Genomic DNA, 21355 nt, shown 5'->3' on the forward strand with positions numbered 1-21355 from the left:
CCTTTTGTTTATACAGTTATTACGCTTCTTCCTTTTTTGGAAATGCTTTTTTGTTAAATACTAATAATAAGAAAACACCAATGCTTATAGCGGAGTCAGCAACATTAAATACTGGATCAAAGAAAGAAAAATGCTTTCCTCCCCAAAATGGAATCCACTCCGGTAAGATATCATCGTAAAATGTAAATTGAATCATATCTACAACTTTACCGTAAAAGACACTTTCATAACCTCCAGCTTCAGGCATGAATTGTGCTATTTGTGTAGTAGTACTTGCATCAAAAATAAGACCATAGAAAATAGAATCTATAATATTTCCGAAAGCTCCTGCAAATATTAATGCGATACAGAAGGTTAAAATCTTAGGGCTATTTTTTCGAACCGAATCATAAAGCCAGTATCCTATTCCAGTTATCGCCACTAATCTAAATAAAGTCAGAACTAATTTACCATAGTTTCCTGGAAGCTCAAATCCCCAAGCCATTCCTTTGTTTTCTACAAATACAATTCGAAACCAACTAAAAACTGGTACTTCTTCATGTAATGAAAAATTAGTTTTGATATATATTTTGGAAATCTGATCAATTAGCAGAACCACGATAATGACTAAAATAGATTTCTTTAGAGACATAAATTTCTTTGATTTCAGAATAGTGACGGACAAAAATAGTGTTTTATTTTGTTTTGTAGACACTTATATTTCCTGTTATGGATTTTAGCTCAATCTGATGCTTTCCAAAAATTTTATCCTTGGAAATAACACCTGATTTTGTTGCTGTTTTGATCTTTGCATTTTTTGTGTGTAGCTCTATATTTCCTCCTAAAGTATTGATCACAGCGTTTCCGATAAAATTTTGTACTAAACAATCTCCTGAATTTAACTCCACAAATAAGGATTTTAAGTGTCCATTGAATTCTAATGAACCAAGTTTTGAAGTTATTGTAACGGCTAAATGTCTTGGTAATTGTATGTTGACCTTCAAAGCTATTACTTTATGGGCACTTAATTTATCATTATGTTTTTCAGAAAAAGGTTGAATATCATCAAGAATGGTAAGCATATGTTGATCTCGTTTTACATTTAATAAAACATGGTTCTGATATTCACCTTCAGCAACAGCATTAATTACAATCTTGTTTTCGGAAGTGTTTGTAACTTCAATTTGAAAAGTATTATCTAGAATAAAAAAGGTCTCGGTTATATCTGTAGCATCAATAGTTTTGCTAAAACTTGATTGTGATTGTGCAGATGACCAAAATAGGAGTAGTGTTAAAAAAGAAAAAAGCTGCCTCATACTTTTCTAAGGTAGCTTTTTTCTTGATTTTAGGCGCTTTTTTTTAAAAATAAGCTATTGTTTTCGTATAAAAATATCACCACTTACGGTTTTGAGCTCCAACTCACTTTTAATATCTCCAAAAGTCCCGGTTACTTTACTTCCTACAACCCTGTTTTTTCCTTGATCAAACTCTAAATCTTTATCTGAATAGATCATTCCAGTAACTGTTTCTGCTCTAAGTCTTGACTTAGCGATGTGTACGTCTATAGTACCACTAATTGTTTTTAGGGTTAAATCTCCTTGGTATTTTTTGATATCAATATTTCCACTAATGATATCTATCTCCAATTCTCCGTTGTAGTTTTCTGAGGCTACACTTCCAGAAATACTTTTAACACGTAACTTCATATTTTCAGGAATGTATAATGTATAATTTGCATCCATATCTAAGTTGTTACAAGGTCCCCAATTGCCTTTTTTGTTTTTATTCCATTTTTTGAATAAATCACCGTAGCTGGATTCTATGTTCAACACAGTAGAAGAGTTATCTATGTTAAGTTCAAAATAGTCATTGAACTCTCCATCGTTAATATCTACTTCAGCTTTCACATATACATTACTTTTATCCCAGGTTTTGATAATGATGTCTTCCGCAAATTTGAATTCTATCCGTATTTGATCTGCTGATGTTGTTATTTCTTTTTCAATTACTTTTTGCGCGTTTGTTTGTAATACTATAAAACAAAATGCGATAAGGTTTACTAAATTTTTCATGATTATTGATTTTCGATTGATGTTTGACCTCTTTATTGTTTTCTTAGGTAAATGTTTCCGGTTGAAGATCTAAGACTAATTTCTACTCCACCGTTATTAAGTTCTGTTTTTATGGTTCTTTTACCACTAACAAGCTTCATATTGCTTTCTGGAACTGGAAATTTAATGTCGAAATCTGTGAAAATTTCTCCCATGGTTGTTTTGAGCTCTAAATTTGCAGATGTATTTGATGGAAGACTCACGTCAATTGCACCAGTAGCTGACACTAATGAAATAGGAGAACTTTGGCTTACTTTATCGAATACAATATTGATTTCTCCAGTAGCAGTTTTTGCTACTATAGGTCCAGTGACATTTTTTAATATAATATTACCCACATTTGTTGAAGCTTCAATTTCTGAAGAAAAGCCTTCTGCTTCAATTTTTCCAAGATTACTTTTTTCAATTTTAATATTCACGTTTTTTGGAAGGAAAATTTCTAAAATACCTGTATAAGCACTTTTAAGATTTCTAATCGTTAATGTTCCTCCTTCTTTTTGTACATATACTCCATATCCAGTATTATCACTTCCGCCTGCGTAAACTGCTTTTAAACCTCTTGCTTTTTCTGGCATTTTTCGATCTTCTCCAACGATCATTAATTCATTTTTATCATGCGATTTAATGATTACACCTGATGCCGAACCGATAACTGCTGTTTTTACTCCTTGCAAAGATTGCGTGTAGTTTTCTTGCGCTTTTAATTGTCCGATAGTAATAAAAAGTACTATTGCGATTGCTATATTTTTCATTTGTTTTATTTTTTAATGTCTTTTGATTGAAATTTTAAATTAAATTAGGAAGACCAATAGTTACTTGATCTTTTACATAACTTGGTGTTTCTTCGTTTTGAAGTAACTTTTCCATAGAAGGAATTGCGCGTTTTTCCTGTATGGAAACTAATATTTGAATTAATTCAATTTGCATGCCTGGATCTTTTTCTATCTCCAGAGCATCTATTAATGATTTACGAACCATCTCTGAGTCTGAGAACTTAGTAAGTGCTTCTGCTGCAGCTAGTCGCACATTGATATGATCATCGTAAAACATTTTACTTATTAAAGCCTCTAATATGTCATTACTTGGTTTTTCGAATTCTTCAGCATAGTTTACTGCTTGTAAGCGTTTACTAGCGGATTCATTTTCGATAAGTGATATGGTAACTTCTTGTTTGAGTTGTTTTTTTTCTTTTTGTAATACAGCCATTTCTTCATAGAACGATTCCTGATTCTGCTGTTTTCCAAAGAAATATGCGGAAACTATCAATGCAATTGTAGCTGCAATTTGAATAGCTGTTTTCCAATAGGTTTTTGGTGGTTGATGTAGAGAAACTACTTTTGAATCTTGTAATAATGCTTTTTCGGTTAGTAGCATTTCTTCAAAATTCGTCTTTATATTTTGATTAGGTACTTCTTCTTTTTCATCTTCGATTTCCTTAAACATTTGTTGAAGTTGTTTTAAGGATTCCTGGCAATTAGGGCAAGAAGAAAGATGTGCTGTAATGGCATCATATTCTGTAGGGTCAAGATTATTATCTAAATAATCGATCAATTTTTCTTCTATTTGTTTACAGTCCATATCCATGGTGTTATATATTTTGTAGGTAAAGATCTTTTAGCTTATGAATGGCACGATGTACTTTAGTTTTTACAGCTCCTGCTGTAGATCCTGTTATTTCGGCAATCTCTTGATATTTAATTCCTTGATAACGATTCATAATCACAAGTTCTTTATCACTCTGATTTAATTTTTCTAAAGCATTTTTCAGTTGCTCGTTGATTTCACTTTTTTCTATAAAGCTTGTTTCTTCCTCTTCTAGTTTGTACTCGACTTCATCTAATCGTTGATCTTTATTTTTCTTACTTTGATAGTGATCAGAAAAAATATTTCTAGCGATGGTATAGATCCAAGATGAAAACTTTCCTTTTTTATACGATTTTCTATATTTAATTGCTTTATAGAAAACCTCCTGAGTAATATCCTGACTGACATCTCTATCTTTTGTCATCTTCAATAGAAAATTAAATATTCTTATATGGTATCTTTCGAATAGGATACGCATCATATCTAAATTATCTTCAGATACTAGAATCATTAATTCTTCGTCAGTTAAATTTTTCAAGATGTCACTCTTTTTGGTTAGCTTCTATTAGTAATACCTGTGTTTTTTAAAAAGGTTACATTAGGATAAAAAAAAATGCTTTCCAATTTGGAAAGCATTTTAAATTTACAATATTTTGATATTTATTTTTGCATGTTCTTAGCTTCAATACTAAGGGTAGCATGCGGAACAAGTTTTAATCTCTCTGGGTTGATTAATTTTCCTGTTACTCTACAAATACCATATGTTTTGTTTTCAATACGTAGTAATGCGTTTTTTAAATCACGCACAAATTTCTCTTGTCTAATAGCCAACTGCGTATTTGCTTCTTTAGACATAGTCTCGCTTCCTTCTTCAAAAGCTTTGAATGTTGGAGAGGTATCATCTGTACCATTGTTACCATCATTTTTGTAAGCGCTTTGAAGTAATTCCAAATCTTTCTTAGCTTTCTCCATTTTTTCTACAATGATTTCTTTAAACATTGATAGATCAGAGTCACTGTACCTTACTTTTACATCTTCTGCCATACAATTACTGTTTTTTTATTACCAATTGGGTTGCAATGTCGTCAAACGCAATTTCTGTACCATTTATTACATCTGTTGCAAACTCAATTGTATCGGTTAAGGTTTCATTCTTGATGTAGGTCTCATTCGTCGCTACGGCTTCTTGTATAGATTTATTCTCTTTTATTACAATTTCTATACGATCAGTCACCTCTAATCCACTATCCTTACGGATATTTTGAATTCTGTTTACAAGCTCTCTTGCGATTCCTTCTTTTTTAAGTTCTGGAGTTATGGTAATATCCAAAGCAACGGTAAGGGATCCAGAATTTGCAACCAACCAACCCTCAATATCCTGGGAACTGATTTCTACATCATCGGTACCTAAAGTAATAATTTTATCATTAATTTCTAAGTCAAAACTTCCCGTTTGTTCAAGAATTTTAATAGTTTCCTGATCAAAAGACTGTATTTTGCTGGCTATCAGCTTCATATCTTTTCCAAAACGAGGACCTAAATTTTTGAAATTTGGCTTGATTTGTTTCACTAATATACCAGAAGCATCGTCTAATAGCTCTATATCCTTTACATTTACTTCACTTTTAATCAAATCTGCAATATCATTGATCTCTGCTTTGTCAGCATCATTTAGAACAGGAATCATGATTCGCTGTAATGGTTGGCGAACTTTGATTTTTTCTTTCTGACGTAATGAAAGAACCAAAGAACAAATAGACTGCGCTTTTTGCATTTTATGTTCTAATGCTTTGTCTACATAGCTTTCGTCAAATTCTGGGAATTTAGATAAGTGTACACTTTCAAAAGATTCTTGTTCACAATTAGCGACAAGGTCCTTATACAAACGATCCATAAAAAATGGCGCTACTGGAGCTCCAAGTTTTGCAACTGTTAGCATACAAGTATATAATGTTTGATATGCTGAAATTTTATCTTGTTCGTAATCACCTTTCCAGTATCTTCTTCGGCTTAATCGAACAAACCAGTTACTTAGATTTTCCTGTACAAAATCTGAAATAGCTCTAGTCGCTTTTGTAGGTTCGTAATCATTATAATATTCATCCACACTTTTGATAAGTGTATGTAGCTCACTTAAAATCCAACGATCTATTTCTGGACGATCAGCCAATGGTATATCAGCTTCTGAATAATTGAAATTATCAATATTCGCATACAGTGTAAAGAAAGAATAGGTGTTATAAAGGGTTCCGAAGAATTTTCTACGTACTTCGCCAATTCCTTCAGAATCAAATTTTAGATTATCCCAAGGATTTGCATTACTGATCATATACCATCTAGTGGCATCAGGACCATAGGTTTTTAAGGTTTCGAAAGGATCTACCGCATTACCTAATCTTTTGGACATTTTTTGTCCATTCTTATCCAATACCAAACCATTAGACACTACATTTTTATATGCGATATCATCAAAAATCATAGTTCCGATCGCATGTAAGGTATAAAACCAACCACGAGTTTGATCTACTCCTTCTGCTATAAAATCTGCTTTTTTCTCTCCAGCTTCTACTTTTTCTTTATTCTCAAAAGGATAGTGCCATTGCGCATATGGCATTGATCCAGAATCAAACCATACATCGATAAGATCACTTTCACGTTTCATTGGTTTTCCTGAAGGAGAAACTAAAACAATCTTGTCTACAACATTTTTGTGAAGATCTACTTTGTCATAGTTTTCTTCACTCATATCACCCACTTTAAAATCAGCAAAAATATCGGCTTCCATGAAACCTGCATTTATTGCTTTCTGCATTTCAGATTTTAATTCTTCTACAGATCCGATCACCATTTCTTCTTTGCGATCTTCTGTTCTCCAAATAGGTAATGGGATACCCCAGAAACGAGATCTGGATAAGTTCCAGTCGTTTGCATTTGCTAACCAGTTTCCAAAACGTCCTTCTCCGGTCGCTTTTGGTTTCCAGTTGATTCCTAGATTTAGTTCATGCATGCGATCTTTAAAATCCGTTACTTTGATGAACCAAGAATCTAAAGGATAATATAAAATAGGTTTGTCAGTACGCCAGCAGTTTGGATAACTGTGTACATATTTTTCTACCTTAAATGCTTTATTTTCTGTTTTTAATTTGATAGCGATTTCTACATCAACTGACTTCTCAGGAGCTTCACCATCAGTATAATATTCATTCTTCACATATTTTCCACCAAGCTCTCCTACATGTTTAGTGAACTTACCTTGTAGATCTACTAGAGGAACTAAATTATCATTATCATCTTTTACTAATAATGGCGGAACTTCTGGAGTTGCTTGTTTAGAAACCAGGGCATCATCTGCTCCAAAAGTTGGTGCTGTATGTACAATACCTGTACCATCTTCAGTAGTTACGAAATCTCCTGATATAACTCTAAATGCATTTTCCGGATTATCATGCGGAAGCGCATAATTTAGTAGTTGCTCATATCTGATTTCTATAAGATCTGCTCCTTTAAATTCTTTAAGAATGAAATAAGGGATTTTTTTATCTCCTTGTTTAAAATTGTTTACTTCTTCTTGATTTTCTGCTAAAACAAATTTTCCACTAAATTGTTTTCCAACCAGATTTTTAGCAAGAATTACATGAATTGGTTCGAATGTATATTGATTGAATGTTTTTACTAAAACATAGTCAATTTTTGGACCAACAGTTAAAGCTGTATTGGAAGGCAATGTCCAAGGAGTTGTCGTCCACGCTAAGAAATAAATATCCTCATCAATATCTGTTAAAAATGATGGTAATGTTTCTTTTGTAGCTTTAAACTGAGCTACCACTGTGGTATCTGTTACATCCTGATATGTTCCAGGTTGATTTAATTCATGAGAACTTAAACCAGTTCCTGCTTTTGGAGAATACGGTTGTATGGTATATCCTTTATAAAGCAATCCTTTCTTGTAAATTTCAGAAAGTAACCACCATACCGTTTCCATATATTTGGATTTGTAGGTAATATATGGGTCTTCCATATCTACCCAATATCCAATTTTTTCGGTAAGATCATTCCAAATATCTGTATAACGCATTACAGCTTTTTTACAAGCTTCATTATATTCTTCTACGGTGATTTTCTTACCTATATCTTCCTTAGTGATTCCTAATTCTTTTTCTACACCAAGCTCTACAGGAAGTCCATGCGTATCCCATCCGGCTTTTCGTTTTACCTGAAATCCTTTTTGGGTTTTATAACGACAAAAAATATCTTTAATAGCACGAGCCATAACGTGATGAATTCCTGGTAATCCATTTGCAGATGGAGGTCCTTCAAAAAATACAAAAGGAGTCGCATCTTCGCGCTCAGAAATACTCTTTTCGAAAATATTATTCTGTTGCCAGAATTCTAGTATGTCATCTGCCACTTTTGGCAAGTCAAGTCCTTTATATTCAGGAAACTTCGTGCTCATTTGATCGTTCTTTCTATTAAGTCTGCGAAAATAATGATTTTCTGGAAAAATGACGAGTGTAAACTGCTCAAATATTGAGTATTATTATTAGGTAAAATTTAGGTTATTGAGTCATTTCCGACCTTTATTTTGAGCTTTTTCTATTGTAGGAACAAAAAGTACATAAGATTAATGATCATTATCTAATGAAAAGTTATTTTTGAAACCTAAATCACAACTATGAGTTTAAAACGTTCCATGCTTAAAGTACAAGCAGCTCTGGGTAATATAAGGGCGATGGAAAAATTACATGTAGATACCCATACTGAAAATATTATAATCCAAGTAGATGGAACAAAGTTTGCCAAATCACCATCCAATGAAATCTATATGGATGTTATAGAATTAGCAGGATATTATTATGTAAAAACAATTATTATAGGAAGTTTTCATATCAAAACCTGGAAAGGAGCAGAGCTATTAATCACAGGAAAGAATTTTGAATTAAATTTAGCTTCGGATATGCAGGAAATAGAATCAGATTTTTCTAATGTATCTAATAAAAGTATCACACAGGTAGATTTTGTTATAGAAGAACAGGATATTCATAAAATAGATACATCGGTGGTCGAAAGAATAACGGTTTCTTCAAAAAAGAAATCAGCACATTTTGATATGATCATAAATGATGAAGAGGAATAATAGTGCCAGTTTCATATAATTTAAATTTAATTCATCTTTAGTTTATGAGTACTACTTTACAAATTGCATTAATTCAATCTCATTTAGCTTGGGAAAATCCTATTCAAAATAGAGCTGCTTTCGAGCAAAAAATTAATGGTATTTCATCAGAGATAGACATCATCATTTTGCCAGAAATGTTTACTACGGGTTTTACGATGAATGCCGTTGAAGTATCGGAAACGATGGATGGAGAAACAGTACAATGGCTTCTGAAATTATCTAATGAAAAGAATTGTGCGATTGCTGGAAGCGTTATTATACAAGATCAAGGGAATTATTACAATCGTTTTTTGTTTGTAAGACCAGATGGAACTATCCAGAAATATGATAAACATCAATTATTTACATTAGCTAAGGAACAAGAAGTTTTTACTGCTGGCGATGAAGAAGTGTTAATTATCTATAAGGGTTGGAAGATCAAACCTCAGATCTGTTATGATCTTAGATTTCCCGTTTGGGCAAGAAATACTATTGATTATGATGTATTGCTATATGTGGCTAGTTGGCCGAAACCTCGCATAAATGCTTGGGATACGCTTTTACAAGCCAGAGCTATTGAAAACATGTCCTATTGTATAGGTGTTAATCGAGTTGGTTTGGATGGTAAGGGATACGAATATAACGGTCACTCAGCTGTTTATGATGTGCTAGGTAATACTGTTATAGAAGAAAATCCTATAGAAAGAGAAGCTGTTTTATATGCAACCTTGGATAAAGAACATATCGAAAAGACTCGTGAAAAACTACCTTTCTTACAGGATGCAGATCCTTTTAGGATTATTCCAAAATAAAAGTCTGCTTTAGTTCCCAGTTAGCTCTTACTTCTAATACTTCGGGATAATAGATTACTTTTTCTGGTTGAATTCCTTTCAAGAAATTACCGGTATCCCATTTTCCATTTCCGTTATTATCAAGAATGACACGTAAATTATATTTTCCAGGATCAAGATTGTCAAAAACTGCGGTTTCTTCTTTTGTGATAATCTTTTCATCAATAAAATTCCCTCTGTCGTCTGTAGCCTGGATGATTACAGGATATTGTTTTACATTTTCTAGCGTAAAAAAGATGGTTCCGTAGTCTGCTAACTTTGTTGTTCTAAAGTTGATAGTAATACTATCGTTTACATTTCCAACAAAGTCCGTAATGGCCTCAGGTAATAACTCTAGTTTGTAATTATTACTTTCCGTTCTTTCAAAGGTGAATTTAGCCTGATTTTGAACTTTGTCTAATGCAACAGAAAAAGGCACGTCTAGGGTATCTTTATCAATTAATTTGATTAATTTTTCATCAATCTTTTCTAATGGAGTATTAGAATAGAGCGTAAAATCCTTATTAAAAGCTAAACTTCCTGTAACATTGCTAGTTAATTTAATAGAGTCTTTGTATTGATCTTTGAATCTGGCTACTAGCGTATCCCGAAAGTTTTTGCTATTCGTTACCTCAAAAATTAAAGAATCTGCTTCAAAAAAAGGTCTAAACCAATAATTTAAAGTGTCTTTTTCTCGCTCTGGAAATATTCTAGTTTCAAAATTTTCTGGAGTTTTACTAAGCAAATTAATTTCCATAGCATCAAATTCGCCTTCATATCCAAAAACATAAGAGTTTTTTGAAAGTTGTTTGGGTTTTAATGCTTTAAAATCTAAAATTTCCTTGAATAAATTGATAGTAAATGCTTTTGCTGTATCTTCTGGTAATGTTACTATCTCTTCGTAAAATCCAATTTTATCTTGTTTGGGTTGATAGGTGTAATTAGAAGAAGCATCTTTTAAAGCAATGAGCTTGTATTTTCCTTCTTTAAGATTATCTAGGTTAAAATTAATACTATCTAAAGTACTGGTTACATATCTGGGAACTTCATTAAAGACTAATGAATCTGAATAATTCTCATCTACTTCGTATAAAGCAACACTGATAAAAGAGTCTGGTTTTTTTTCTAAAGCATCAGTTACAGTACCTTGTATTTGCAAAGAATCCAAAGAATCTCCAGTGGAAAAAACATATCTGAAAAAAGGATTTGGATTACCTTCATTATTATCCACAATACTTTGGCCAAAATTTATACTATAGGTAGTATTTTCTAACAACGTATCTAGGAATTTAATTTTCACATATTTATTAGCCGATCCTAAAGGAGTGATTTCAGGTTTAGGATCCATAGGAGGAGATATGATAATCTGCTTTTGAGCATCTTCTAATTTGATATACTCATCAAAATAGATTCGAATTTCATTCCGATTAAAATTAGTCGAATAATTAGGTGGAGTAGCTTTTACAAATTTTGGAGGAGTTTCATCTTTTTCACCACCAGTTATGGTACCTTTTTTTGCACAACCAACGATTAATAATAAAGAAGAAACAGTAAATAATACTGTATAGAATCTTTTATACATAGCTCCATTACGATTTTTAAAGACACAAAGAAACGACTATTTATARCAAACAAAAAATCTATTGAGTGATCGCCATGGTGGCAATACTAATTTTAATACTAGGTATGGATTTCAAAACCTGGATGCAAGCTTCTAAAGTTGCTCCAGTAGTTACGATATCATCTACAAGTAATATATGTTTGTTTATTAATATAGACTCATTTTGGATTCCAAATGTTTCAGAAGTGTTTGACCAACGAGATAAACGGTTTTTTTTGGATTGTTTTTCGTTGTAAGAATTTTTTTTCAAAACAAAATCAATGTAATCCGCTTGTAATTGCTTAGCAATTTCTTGTCCAAATTTAGCGACCTGATTATAACCTCTTTCTTTTAGTCTTTTAGGATGAAGAGGTACAGGTATTATGATGTCAATGTTCTGATATGCATCAGATTGCGTAAGTTCATGCCCTAGCCAAATGCCTAATTCTTTTCCTATTTCTTGTTGCCCTCTATACTTCAAATTATGAATGAGATTTTGGACTAAACTGTCCTTTTCGAATACTAGTAATGAGGTCGCATTTTCTATTTTGGCACGCCCATAAAATACTTTTTCGATCTTTTTAGCGTTAACCTTATGAAAATTACCCAACGGAAGCTCGTGTCTGCAAGAGGTGCAAAAGATCTTTTCGTTTTTGTATAATGGACTGTCACAAGCAGCACAATATATAGGGTAAAATAAATAAGCCAAGTCGCTTAACATATTAGGTGAATTAACATTAATTATTATATTTAACTAAATTTACTATATAACGTAACCATCAAAAATTAGAAATTTATTATGACAACTCAAAACAATAACCTGACCCTTAAGATACTAATCGGTGTTCTGGGAGCTCTTCTATTAATTCTGGGGATCTTTACGTATAAGTTTTACAACGAAGAAAAGAGAGAAAAAGCAATTTTGCAACAAGAAAAAGATTTAATTGAAAGCGAATTAGGAGAATTAATAACAAAATATGATAATGCAATTGCTCTTAATGAGGTAATGGATGATCATTTATTAAAAGAAAAACAACGTGTTGTTGTTCTGTTAGATAGTTTAAAAGATTATGAAGCTAACGTTGCATTAATAGCTCGATACAGAAGAGAAGTTAGCAAGCTGAAAAAAGAACGTGAAAGATTATTTAAACTTGCGGATAGTTTAACAACTGCTAATGCTCAGCTAGCAACAGATTTAGATAGTACGTCTACGGCATTATCAGAAAGAATAGTATTTTCAGATTCTCTTGCCACTCAAAATAGTAAGCTTGCTGAAATCGTAGAAAGAGGATCGGCACTACAGGCTTCAGGTATTAAAGCAGAAGGTGTAAGAGTTCGTAATAGTGGTAAAATTACTACAACGTCTAGATCTAGTAGAGCAGAAAAAGTAAGAGTATGTTTTACACTATCACCTAATAAATTAACAGAAAAAGGAGACAAAGAATTGTTTGTTCAGGTTATTAACCCAGAAAACAATCTTATTGGAGATAAAATTTCAGTTAACTTTGACGATGCAGTGCTAACTTATAGCGGTCGTAATAAAGTATTTTATGAAAATGATGCTTTAGATGTTTGTGTATTAGTAGACGCTGAAGAAGGAGAGTTAATGAAAGGAAATTATGTAGTGAATTTATTCTCTGGCCCAAGAATGATTTCTAACACGCAATTTGAATTAAAATAATATAGTTTACAATAATATTGTAACCACCGTATTTCTAGGAATATGGTGGTTTTTTTATGTTTTTGTCAGAAATTACTTTGCTTAAACATTAATTGGATAAATTCGTTTTCAATTGTTGTAAATTCGACTATTTTTGCGCCATGGCAAATCAAGAAGATAAATTTAAGAAGGTTATTGCCCACGCCAAAGAGTATGGGTATATTTTTGGTTCTAGTGAAATCTATGATGGATTGAGTGCTGTATATGATTACGGACAAAATGGAGCTGAGCTGAAGAAAAATATTAGAGAATATTGGTGGAAAAGTATGGTGTATATGCATCAGAATATTGTTGGTTTAGACGCTGCAATATTTATGCATCCTACCACTTGGAAAGCCTCTGGTCATGTGGATGCATTTAATGATCCATTAATAGACAATAAAGACTCGAAAAAAAGATATAGAGCTGACGTATTGTTGGAAGATTATGCAGAAAAGCAATACCAAAAAGCTCAAAAAGAAATCGCTAAAGCTAAAAAACGTTTTGGAGACGCTTTTGATGAAGAGCAATTTGTAACAACGAATCCAAGAGTTGTTAAATACCTTTCAGAACAACAAAGGGTATTACAGCGTATGGCTAAATCATTAGAAAATGAAGATTTAGCGGATGTAAAAGCGTTGATTGAAGAACTTGGTATTGCCGATCCAGAAACTGGATCCAAAAACTGGACAGATGTTAGACAGTTTAATTTAATGTTCGGAACCAAACTAGGAGCTTCTGCTGAGTCAGCTACTGATTTATTTTTAAGGCCTGAAACGGCTCAGGGAATCTTTGTAAACTTCTTAAATGTCCAGAAAACAGGAAGGATGAAAATTCCTTTCGGTATTGCACAAACAGGAAAGGCATTTAGAAATGAAATCGTTGCCAGACAATTTATTTTCAGGATGCGAGAGTTTGAACAAATGGAAATGCAGTTTTTCGTTCGACCAGGAGAGGAAATGAAATGGTATGAATACTGGAAAGAAACACGCTTAAATTGGCATTTGTCTTTAGGATTAGGAAAAGAAAACTATCGTTTTCATGATCATGATAAATTAGCGCATTATGCCAATGCTGCTGCTGATATAGAATTCAACTTTCCTTTTGGATTTAAAGAATTAGAAGGGATACATTCCAGAACCGATTTTGACCTTAAAGCGCATGAAGAATATTCAGGTAAAAAATTACAATTCTTTGATCCTGAATTAAAAGAAAGTTATGTTCCTTATGTGGTAGAAACTTCTGTTGGATTAGACAGAATGTTCCTAGCAGTATTTTCTACGGCTTTGCAAGATGAGGTATTAGAAGATGGATCTAGTAGAGTTGTACTAAAACTTCCTGCAGTAGTAGCACCTGTAAAAGCTGCAATTTTACCATTAGTTAAAAAGGATGGTTTGCCGGAAGTAGCAGAAAAAATTGTAGAAGATCTAAAATGGAAGTTTAATGTGGCATATGATGAAAAAGATGCTATAGGAAGACGATATAGAAGACAAGATGCTGCAGGTACGCCAATATGTATTACAGTAGATCATGATACATTAAACGATCAATCTGTTACTATAAGAGATAGAGATACTATGGAACAAAAACGTGTTCCAATTTCAGAATTAAAATCAATTATTTCTGATAAAGTAGATGCAGAAAACTGGTTGAAATAGAATTTTTAATTCTTACTAGGATTTGGGATAAAAGATTATATCTTAAATCATATAAAATAAAAAGAGGTCTAAATTTTTAGACCTCTTTTTTTATGATATCATATTATCGTTTATCGAACAACGAATCTTTTGATTTTAGATTTATTTTGTTTGTCTTTGATTCGAACTAAATATATCCCAGCAGAAGCGTAAGACATATCAAGATCATATACATAACCTACATTATTTATTTTGTCTAATCTATAGTTTAATAGTCTTTGACCACTAAGATTGAAAATATCCATATCTAATTGATCAGTAACAGCTTCAGATTCAAATCTAATTTCGAATTGATTATTTTCCTTGTAAATAATTTGTAGAGGGTTATTTGGATCAAGATTTTCATCAACACCTAATGTAACCTCTTCAACTTCACAGAATTCAATATTCCAATTTAATAATTGACCACCATCTTGGTTCGCTCCATCTGAAACAGTAAGTGTCCAAGTTCCTGCAGAGGATAATCCATTAAAATCTGCTAAACTTCCTTCTGGTTGGAAAGTTCCTGTAAAAGGTCCTGTTCCTCCGGTAATAGGATTAGCAGCTTCATCATCAAACATAGTATTTATATAATTATCACTATTTCCTCCATTACCACTTGTCAATTCAACAGAAGTGGTGTTATCTGGCGCTGTTAACGTAATAGTCAAATCTTCATTCCAAGTATGTTCTATATTAACTGATACGTTCAAATCTAAAATGATAACACTATCTGTGATTTCTATCTCAGAAGTTATGGTTGGAGTACCGCTAGCACTAATTGTTACAGGAGTTGTGTTTTCAGCAGTATTACATGTAAGATTTTCTACTGTAGCGGTAAAACTATTGTTACTAGCATTTGCATCTCCAGATAATAGTGTCGTTACCACAATTTCATAAGAGCCTAATTGTGATAAGTCTGCAGTCTGTGTAAATGTATAATCCAAAGTACTATCTGCAGCAAGTGGTCCAGTTACTGTTTCGGTCACTGCAGGGTTTCCATTTACACTATAAGAAACGTCAAAGTTTGACTGCTCTTGAGTACCAAAATTTTCAATTGTTATCGTAATCGTTTCATTTCCTAATCCATCGCTAGAAACTGGAGAAGTTAATGCTACAGCTCCTATATCATTTGGAGCTAAATGAGTAACCATAATAGAAGTCTGATCATTGGTGTCTAGTTCATCATTTGTTAAGTTTGTAGACGCTGTGATAGTGTATGTTTGACCTTCTACAGATAGATCTGCTGTTTGCGTAAACGTATAAGTAGCAATGCTTGCAGATTCGATAGTGCCAGTAAATGTTTCTGTTACTGTAGCTCCACCATCTACTTGATAGCTAACTTCAAAATTAGAAGCAGGAGCGCTTCCGAAATTACGAATATCAATCGTGATATCTTCAGCGTTTGTGAAAGTTGCTTCTGCAGGAAGATTAATTGAAATTACACCAACATCATTAGTGTTGCTTGGAGCAATTTGAAATACACCTGCAACATTTGCTCTATTACCAGCAGCATTTACATATTCGTTTACAAACCAGAATTTTTCTCCGTTGGAAGGATCAATATCTATTTTACTATAATCTCCATATCTTTCAGAACCTGGTATATTTCCTCCACCAGCTGCAATTAAAGTTTCATCTATTGTCATAGTTCCTAATGGATCATCAGCAAATCTTCCTGTATAATATGAACTTACAAAAGTATCAGTAGTACCACCCATACCGGTGTACCCCATTCCTATATTTCCATTGTCGTCCATAATTAAACTTGCATTCCAGGCATTTTTTCCATCTGGAGAAGTATACGTTCCTTCTTGGTAGATTGTCCATGGCTGTCCATCACCTGATTGACGTAATTCATACCAACGTACTCCAGCTATTTCTCCAGCTCCACCATCAGTATCAACTACAAAATTAAATAAGGCTGAGTTATGAGTAGGAAATTTTCGGAATTGTGCTTGGTTCATAATAGTATTTTGTAAAGCATCGATATCCTGACCTCCTGGTTGTGTAAGATTTGCAAAAGAACCTCCATCAAACGCTCCAATAAAAGGAGTAGTTGCTAACTCAGTAGGTTGAGAAATTGTAGAGTTAGCAGGTGTTGTAAAATCTACATTAATTGTCCATATTTTGATATGGTCTTCAGTAATACCACTAAAGGCATCATCTTGCATATATACTATTGGAGCATTTCCTGTAGCAGGTAAGTTGTCATTACTAACATTAAACGCTTGTGGAGCATAAAAACCATCTGTGGCGATTCCTGGTAAAGGAAAAGCAATGATCTGAGCACTAGCTGCCCCAGCTAACATTGCGTCTCTTTCTAATGCAAAAACAGCATCAGATGTAGCTGCACTTCCTGAGTTTACATTGGCAGTCATATAATACCCATCTGACCATACAGATACTTTTTGGTAATCCTGAATATTATCAAAAGAATATACAGACCAAGCATCATTAATTGGGTCAGGTCCTTGGGTTACTGCAACTTCGACATGACCATCAGTTGAATATAATATAGACATTACCCATCTATCAGCAGCATTATCATATGATATGGTAAGATCACAGCAACTATTAGGAGAAAAAATATTGTTTGGTGAAATTTCAGCAGTAAGAGGATTCCCAGTTTTATCGAAAATTCTCCATCCTGTATTAAATACTGCAAGAACGTGATCCGGACCAATTGCTAACGAAGGATCAGTAGGTTGACTATTTTTTTCGGTTGTATCAAAAACGAGCTCCGGATCTAATCCAGGAATACGTTGTGAATATGAATTTTGCGCTTTTGCTAAAATGTCATCTCCAGTTGATCCTTTACCAATAATCAATTTACCTTTAGAGCGTCTATTGTCTTTAGAATACCGCCCATCTCGAATTTCTTCATCTGAGTTTTTAGGTGGTATAAGTGTTTTTTTAGAACTAATTGGAGGTGCTACTCTCATCGAGGTAGACTTGGAGTAAGAGTTAGGTTTTGCACCGGGTTTTGTTTGTGCAAAAGTTCCCAAACTAATAAATAATAGTAATGGGATTAATAAAAGTGAATTTTTAAACATGATCTTTATTTTGTTTGATTTGTTATATAATAAACATACTTAGTGTTAATATCCCTACATTTAACTTTGTGTTTTTGTAAAAAAGATGATTGTTGTTGATTATTTTGAAGAATACTTAATGGGTTTTTCAAAAACTTAAGTTGATTTTGTAAGAATATTTTTGACTGTTTATTCGTTGTAATGATAATTACTTAATGCGATATATCCCAAATTTTGTTGGATTAGTTGTATTTTGCTGTAAAAATTAAGATATTTCTCGATTCAAACTCTCTTTAATAAGCTATGAAAAGGATTGTTTTCTTTTCTTTTATGTTTTTTTGTGTAGCAAGTTTTTCTCAAAATAAAAAAACTAGTAAGGCTACCTTAGTTACTTCTTCAAGTTACATGAAAGAGGTTGGTTCCTTAATAGGTAAAAAATTAATTCCTGAAGAACCTAGAGAAGGAGAAGTAAACCCCAAAAGAACAGATGCTAACAAAGTAGTGCCCGGAAAAGGTCTGCCAAAGCGGCAAGATGCCTTGGTTTCTAAACAGAGAAATATGGCTAACTATAGAAATGGTAAAGCCCCTTCATTAATATTTGAGACTAATTCCAGTACAGTTTCTCCTTCAGATCCGTCAGGTGCAATTGGTCCGAATCATTATGTGAGTGCCAAAAATTCTGCTTTTGCAATTCATGATAGAAATGGAAATGTATTGGTGCCCTCTAGCTCATTAGCTAATATTTTTCCTGGTGAAACACTTGGAGATCCAATTGTGTTTTATGATAGTTTTGCAGATCGATTTGTGATTACACAATTCAGTGATACTCCAAATGGTTTTTTGGTTGCGGTATGTAGAGGTTCTGATCCAGTAAATGATGGTTGGTTTACGTATCGTTTTAATACAGGAAGTTTTCCTGACTACACTAAATTTTCAATCTGGTCTGATGGTTATTATGTTACTGCAAACAAGGATCAAGGACAACAACAAACAAGTGATGTTGTATTTGTAATTGATAGAGAACAAATGCTTGATGGAGTAGAAACAGTTCAAATGATAGGATTTCCTTTGCCGGGAGCTAGAATAGGTGGCTTTTATAGCCCAGCTTCTTTTAATGCTATTGGTAATACTTTACCACCAGAAGGAGATGCTAGAATTATTTATTTTCAGGATGATGCTTGGGAAGGAGTAAATGAAGATGCATTGAAACTATGGACTATTAGTGTAGATTGGATTAATCCTCAAGAATCAACTATTACTGAAGCTGAAGAACTTACAGTAAGTAACGGAAATATTACTCCTTTTGACTCCACTTTTGATGGAGGTTCTTTTGCAAATTTACCACAACCTGGAACTGATGGTCAAGATATAGACGTTTTACAAGGAACTGTAATGTACGCTACTAATTACAGGAGGTTTTGTGACTATAACTCTGTAGTACTTAATTTTCCGGTTGATATTGATGATCGTCAGGATTCTGATAATGTTTCTGCTATTAGATGGTATGAGCTTCGGCAAAATGGTGATGGTCAACCTTGGTCTGTTTTTCAAGAAGGAACGTATACTTCTCCAGATGGTAAAAGTGCTTGGTGTGGAAGTATGGTAATGGATATTTTTGGAAATATCGGAATGGGATATACAACGATGGGTACGGTAGCTGATGGAGCTAATCAAGATAGTTTTGCATCAATCAGATATACCGGAAGATTGGCGGATGATCCTCTGGGAACCATGACTTTTGCTGAACAAACAATCGCAATAGGAACAGATGTGGATCGAACCACACGAAATCGTTATGGAGATTATGCTCAAATTACCGTAGATCCAAGGGATGATCAAACCTTCTGGCATATCGCAGAATATTTTGAGAATTCAGGTAATAATGCTAGAAATATTGTTGGAGTATTTAAAATTGCAGATAATGTTGCTAACGATGTAGGAGTGATACGTATTGATGAGCCAGAAGATGCTACTTTTACGACTTCGGAGAGTATTACTGTAACCATTAAAAATTTTGGAAATACAGCACAAAGTAATATACCTGTTAGTTATTCCATTAATGGGGGTTCTGCAGTAAATGAAATTTTTACAGGAACTATCGCTGCTGGACAAACAGCTTCTTTTACATTTAATACCACTGCTGATTTAACTGCTGGTAATATCTTACTAATCGAAGCAGAAACGAATTTGACTGGAGATGCAACACCAGAAAATAATTGTGCAAATAGAGAAGCAAATAACCTATTTCTAAATGATGTAGGGATTATTAGTTTAGTATCCCCAATATCAGGTGGTGGAATTTCGTCTGCTGAAGAGATCACGGTTCTTATAAGAAATTATGGAGGTTCAACACAATCTAATATCCCAGTATTTTATGCTATTAATGGTGGTGATGTTATTACTGAAACTTTTGCCGGATCTATACCAGTTGGAGCGTCTGTAGAGTATACCTTTACTGCTACTGCAGATTTATCTGAGTTTGGAAGATACGATTTTGAAATAGGTACTACTTTAACTACGGATCAGGATACTACCAATGATGTAATTTCAAGAGTAGTTATTCATCAACTTTGTGCTCCTACATCAGATTGTGGTAGATTTGGAGACGGATTATCTTCTTTTGAACTTTCTAATATTTCAAATAAAAATATCACATGCGGAAATGGTTATGAGGATTTTACATCTATGATTATTAATCTAGATCGATCTCTTGGAGTGTATTCATTGACAGTTCAAGCCGGTTTTGCAGAAGGTGACGCAGAACAACTTTCTTTATGGATTGATCTCGATGATGATGCCATTTTTGAAGATGAAGAATTGATTATAAGAAATGAAGTTATATCTCAAGAAAATGTGGACCAGACATTTCTTTTTACATTACCAAGTGATGCTCCTTTAGGGACACGTATATTACGAGTGAGAGCAGGAGATACGAATACTAACAATGGTGCAGATCTTAATGATCCTTGTGGCTCTATGCAATTTGGAACTACACATGATTATACGGTAGAAATTGGTGAAAACACAAACCCAAATTCAGACCTTACGGTTTTTAGTCAACCAAATAACCAATTTTTAATTACTATGAGTGATAGTAATGCTGATGATATTCTTAGATTGAATATATATAGCATTACTGGAAAAACGATAGTTTCCAATTTGGTTGAGAAAGATGCCAATAGCAGATTTACATATTTACTGGATATGTCTTTTGCCAGTACCGGAATCTATTTTGTTAGATTAGGAAGTGGTAAGACAGGAAAATCTGCAAAATTTTCGGTTAATTAATCAGCTCTTTTACTAATTTCTATGATAGTTACAGGTCTGGCTTCTACGCATCTGTTTCGCATTCTTAAGTTACCGTATTTTACCCATACTTTTTCAGGAACTTCATTTTCAAAGAAATCCAAAATATTGATAGGATCTAGCTGTTCTTTAGAATCATCTACACTTAAAATATATGGACAGTCTTTAGATTTAGAAGTAGATAAAGTAGCTTTTTTAAACCCTTTTTGTGTCATATCCGTTGCAGCTACATTTTGAGCACTTTCTTTTCCGTCATTTCCATCAGCCGTTTTTGTAGAACTACAACTATGAAATGAGAGAATTAGTAAGAATAAACAAATTTTGAAGGTATTTTTCATTGTAATTGAAGAATTAAGAGATTTGTGTTTGTAAAGATGAGA

17 protein-coding genes are annotated in these 21355 nt (G+C 33.2%); 5 read left to right on the plus strand and 12 right to left on the minus strand.

The annotated features are described in order from the left end of the window. Positions 1 to 19: 19 nt before the first annotated feature. From GBO31_RS10065 to ileS, 8 genes are all read right to left on the minus strand, one after another. A complete protein-coding gene (locus GBO31_RS10065) occupies positions 20 to 631 on the minus strand; it encodes a lipoprotein signal peptidase (protein WP_219008205.1) in 612 nt (203 codons plus the stop codon). A gap of 43 nt (positions 632 to 674) precedes the next feature. After that, complete coding sequence (locus GBO31_RS10070) at positions 675 to 1295, minus strand: hypothetical protein (protein WP_219008206.1); 621 nt, start codon at positions 1293 to 1295, stop codon at positions 675 to 677. A gap of 54 nt (positions 1296 to 1349) precedes the next feature. After that, the gene (locus GBO31_RS10075; protein ID WP_219008207.1) at positions 1350 to 2051 is read right to left on the minus strand and encodes a DUF4097 family beta strand repeat-containing protein; all 702 of its coding nucleotides are present in this window, start codon (positions 2049 to 2051) and stop codon (positions 1350 to 1352) included. A gap of 32 nt (positions 2052 to 2083) precedes the next feature. Continuing rightward, on the minus strand, positions 2084 to 2842 hold the full coding sequence (locus GBO31_RS10080; protein ID WP_219008208.1) for a DUF4097 family beta strand repeat-containing protein: 759 nt from the start codon (positions 2840 to 2842) through the stop codon (positions 2084 to 2086). A gap of 34 nt (positions 2843 to 2876) precedes the next feature. Further along, positions 2877 to 3668 (minus strand): HEAT repeat domain-containing protein, encoded by a 792-nt coding sequence (locus GBO31_RS10085; RefSeq protein WP_219008209.1) that lies wholly within the window; start codon positions 3666 to 3668, stop codon positions 2877 to 2879. Between the two features lie 10 nt (positions 3669 to 3678). Further along, positions 3679 to 4212 (minus strand): RNA polymerase sigma factor, encoded by a 534-nt coding sequence (locus GBO31_RS10090; RefSeq protein WP_219008210.1) that lies wholly within the window; start codon positions 4210 to 4212, stop codon positions 3679 to 3681. Positions 4213 to 4334: 122 nt separating this feature from the next. Further along, entirely contained in the window at positions 4335 to 4718 is a 384-nt protein-coding gene (locus tag GBO31_RS10095) for a TraR/DksA family transcriptional regulator (protein ID WP_219008211.1), read from the minus strand. 4 nt (positions 4719 to 4722) lie between these two features. After that, positions 4723 to 8127: an isoleucine--tRNA ligase gene (gene ileS / locus GBO31_RS10100; protein ID WP_219008212.1), complete on the minus strand. Its 3405-nt coding sequence runs from the start codon at positions 8125 to 8127 to the stop codon at positions 4723 to 4725. Positions 8128 to 8346: 219 nt separating this feature from the next. On the opposite strand from ileS, the gene GBO31_RS10105 reads away from it, so the two are divergent. Together GBO31_RS10105 and GBO31_RS10110 are read left to right on the plus strand one after the other, a co-directional pair. Beyond that, on the plus strand, positions 8347 to 8808 hold the full coding sequence (locus tag GBO31_RS10105) for a hypothetical protein (RefSeq protein ID WP_219008213.1): 462 nt from the start codon (positions 8347 to 8349) through the stop codon (positions 8806 to 8808). Between the two features lie 44 nt (positions 8809 to 8852). Beyond that, positions 8853 to 9641 (plus strand): amidohydrolase, encoded by a 789-nt coding sequence (locus tag GBO31_RS10110; protein ID WP_219008214.1) that lies wholly within the window; start codon positions 8853 to 8855, stop codon positions 9639 to 9641. On the opposite strand, the gene GBO31_RS10115 is transcribed toward GBO31_RS10110, so the two are convergent. Together GBO31_RS10115 and GBO31_RS10120 are read right to left on the minus strand one after the other, a co-directional pair. Next, on the minus strand, positions 9628 to 11241 hold the full coding sequence (locus GBO31_RS10115; RefSeq protein WP_219008215.1) for an Ig-like domain-containing protein: 1614 nt from the start codon (positions 11239 to 11241) through the stop codon (positions 9628 to 9630). The genes GBO31_RS10110 and GBO31_RS10115 overlap by 14 nt on opposite strands. 58 nt (positions 11242 to 11299) lie before the next feature. Continuing rightward, positions 11300 to 11980 carry a ComF family protein gene (locus GBO31_RS10120; RefSeq protein WP_219008216.1) on the minus strand — a complete coding sequence of 227 codons (681 nt, stop codon included), beginning with the start codon at positions 11978 to 11980 and terminating at the stop codon, positions 11300 to 11302. A gap of 78 nt (positions 11981 to 12058) precedes the next feature. Between GBO31_RS10120 and GBO31_RS10125 the strand changes: the two genes are divergently transcribed. Both GBO31_RS10125 and GBO31_RS10130 read left to right on the plus strand, forming a co-directional pair. Beyond that, a complete protein-coding gene (locus GBO31_RS10125) occupies positions 12059 to 12940 on the plus strand; it encodes a hypothetical protein (RefSeq protein WP_246615837.1) in 882 nt (293 codons plus the stop codon). 140 nt (positions 12941 to 13080) lie between these two features. After that, on the plus strand, positions 13081 to 14616 hold the full coding sequence (locus tag GBO31_RS10130) for a glycine--tRNA ligase (protein ID WP_219008217.1): 1536 nt from the start codon (positions 13081 to 13083) through the stop codon (positions 14614 to 14616). A gap of 110 nt (positions 14617 to 14726) precedes the next feature. On the opposite strand, the gene GBO31_RS10135 is transcribed toward GBO31_RS10130, so the two are convergent. Then, positions 14727 to 17690, minus strand: a complete 2964-nt coding sequence (locus tag GBO31_RS10135) for a proprotein convertase P-domain-containing protein (protein ID WP_219008218.1) — start codon at positions 17688 to 17690, stop codon at positions 14727 to 14729. A 282-nt stretch (positions 17691 to 17972) separates the two neighbouring features. Between GBO31_RS10135 and GBO31_RS10140 the strand changes: the two genes are divergently transcribed. Next, complete coding sequence (locus GBO31_RS10140) at positions 17973 to 20957, plus strand: GEVED domain-containing protein (protein ID WP_219008219.1); 2985 nt, start codon at positions 17973 to 17975, stop codon at positions 20955 to 20957. Here the strand turns inward: GBO31_RS10140 and GBO31_RS10145 are convergent. Further along, positions 20954 to 21313: a hypothetical protein gene (locus tag GBO31_RS10145; RefSeq protein WP_219008220.1), complete on the minus strand. Its 360-nt coding sequence runs from the start codon at positions 21311 to 21313 to the stop codon at positions 20954 to 20956. The genes GBO31_RS10140 and GBO31_RS10145 overlap by 4 nt on opposite strands. Positions 21314 to 21355 lie beyond the last annotated feature (42 nt).

Source organism: Aquimarina litoralis (genome assembly GCF_019295435.1).
Lineage (GTDB): Bacteria > Bacteroidota > Bacteroidia > Flavobacteriales > Flavobacteriaceae > Aquimarina > Aquimarina litoralis_A.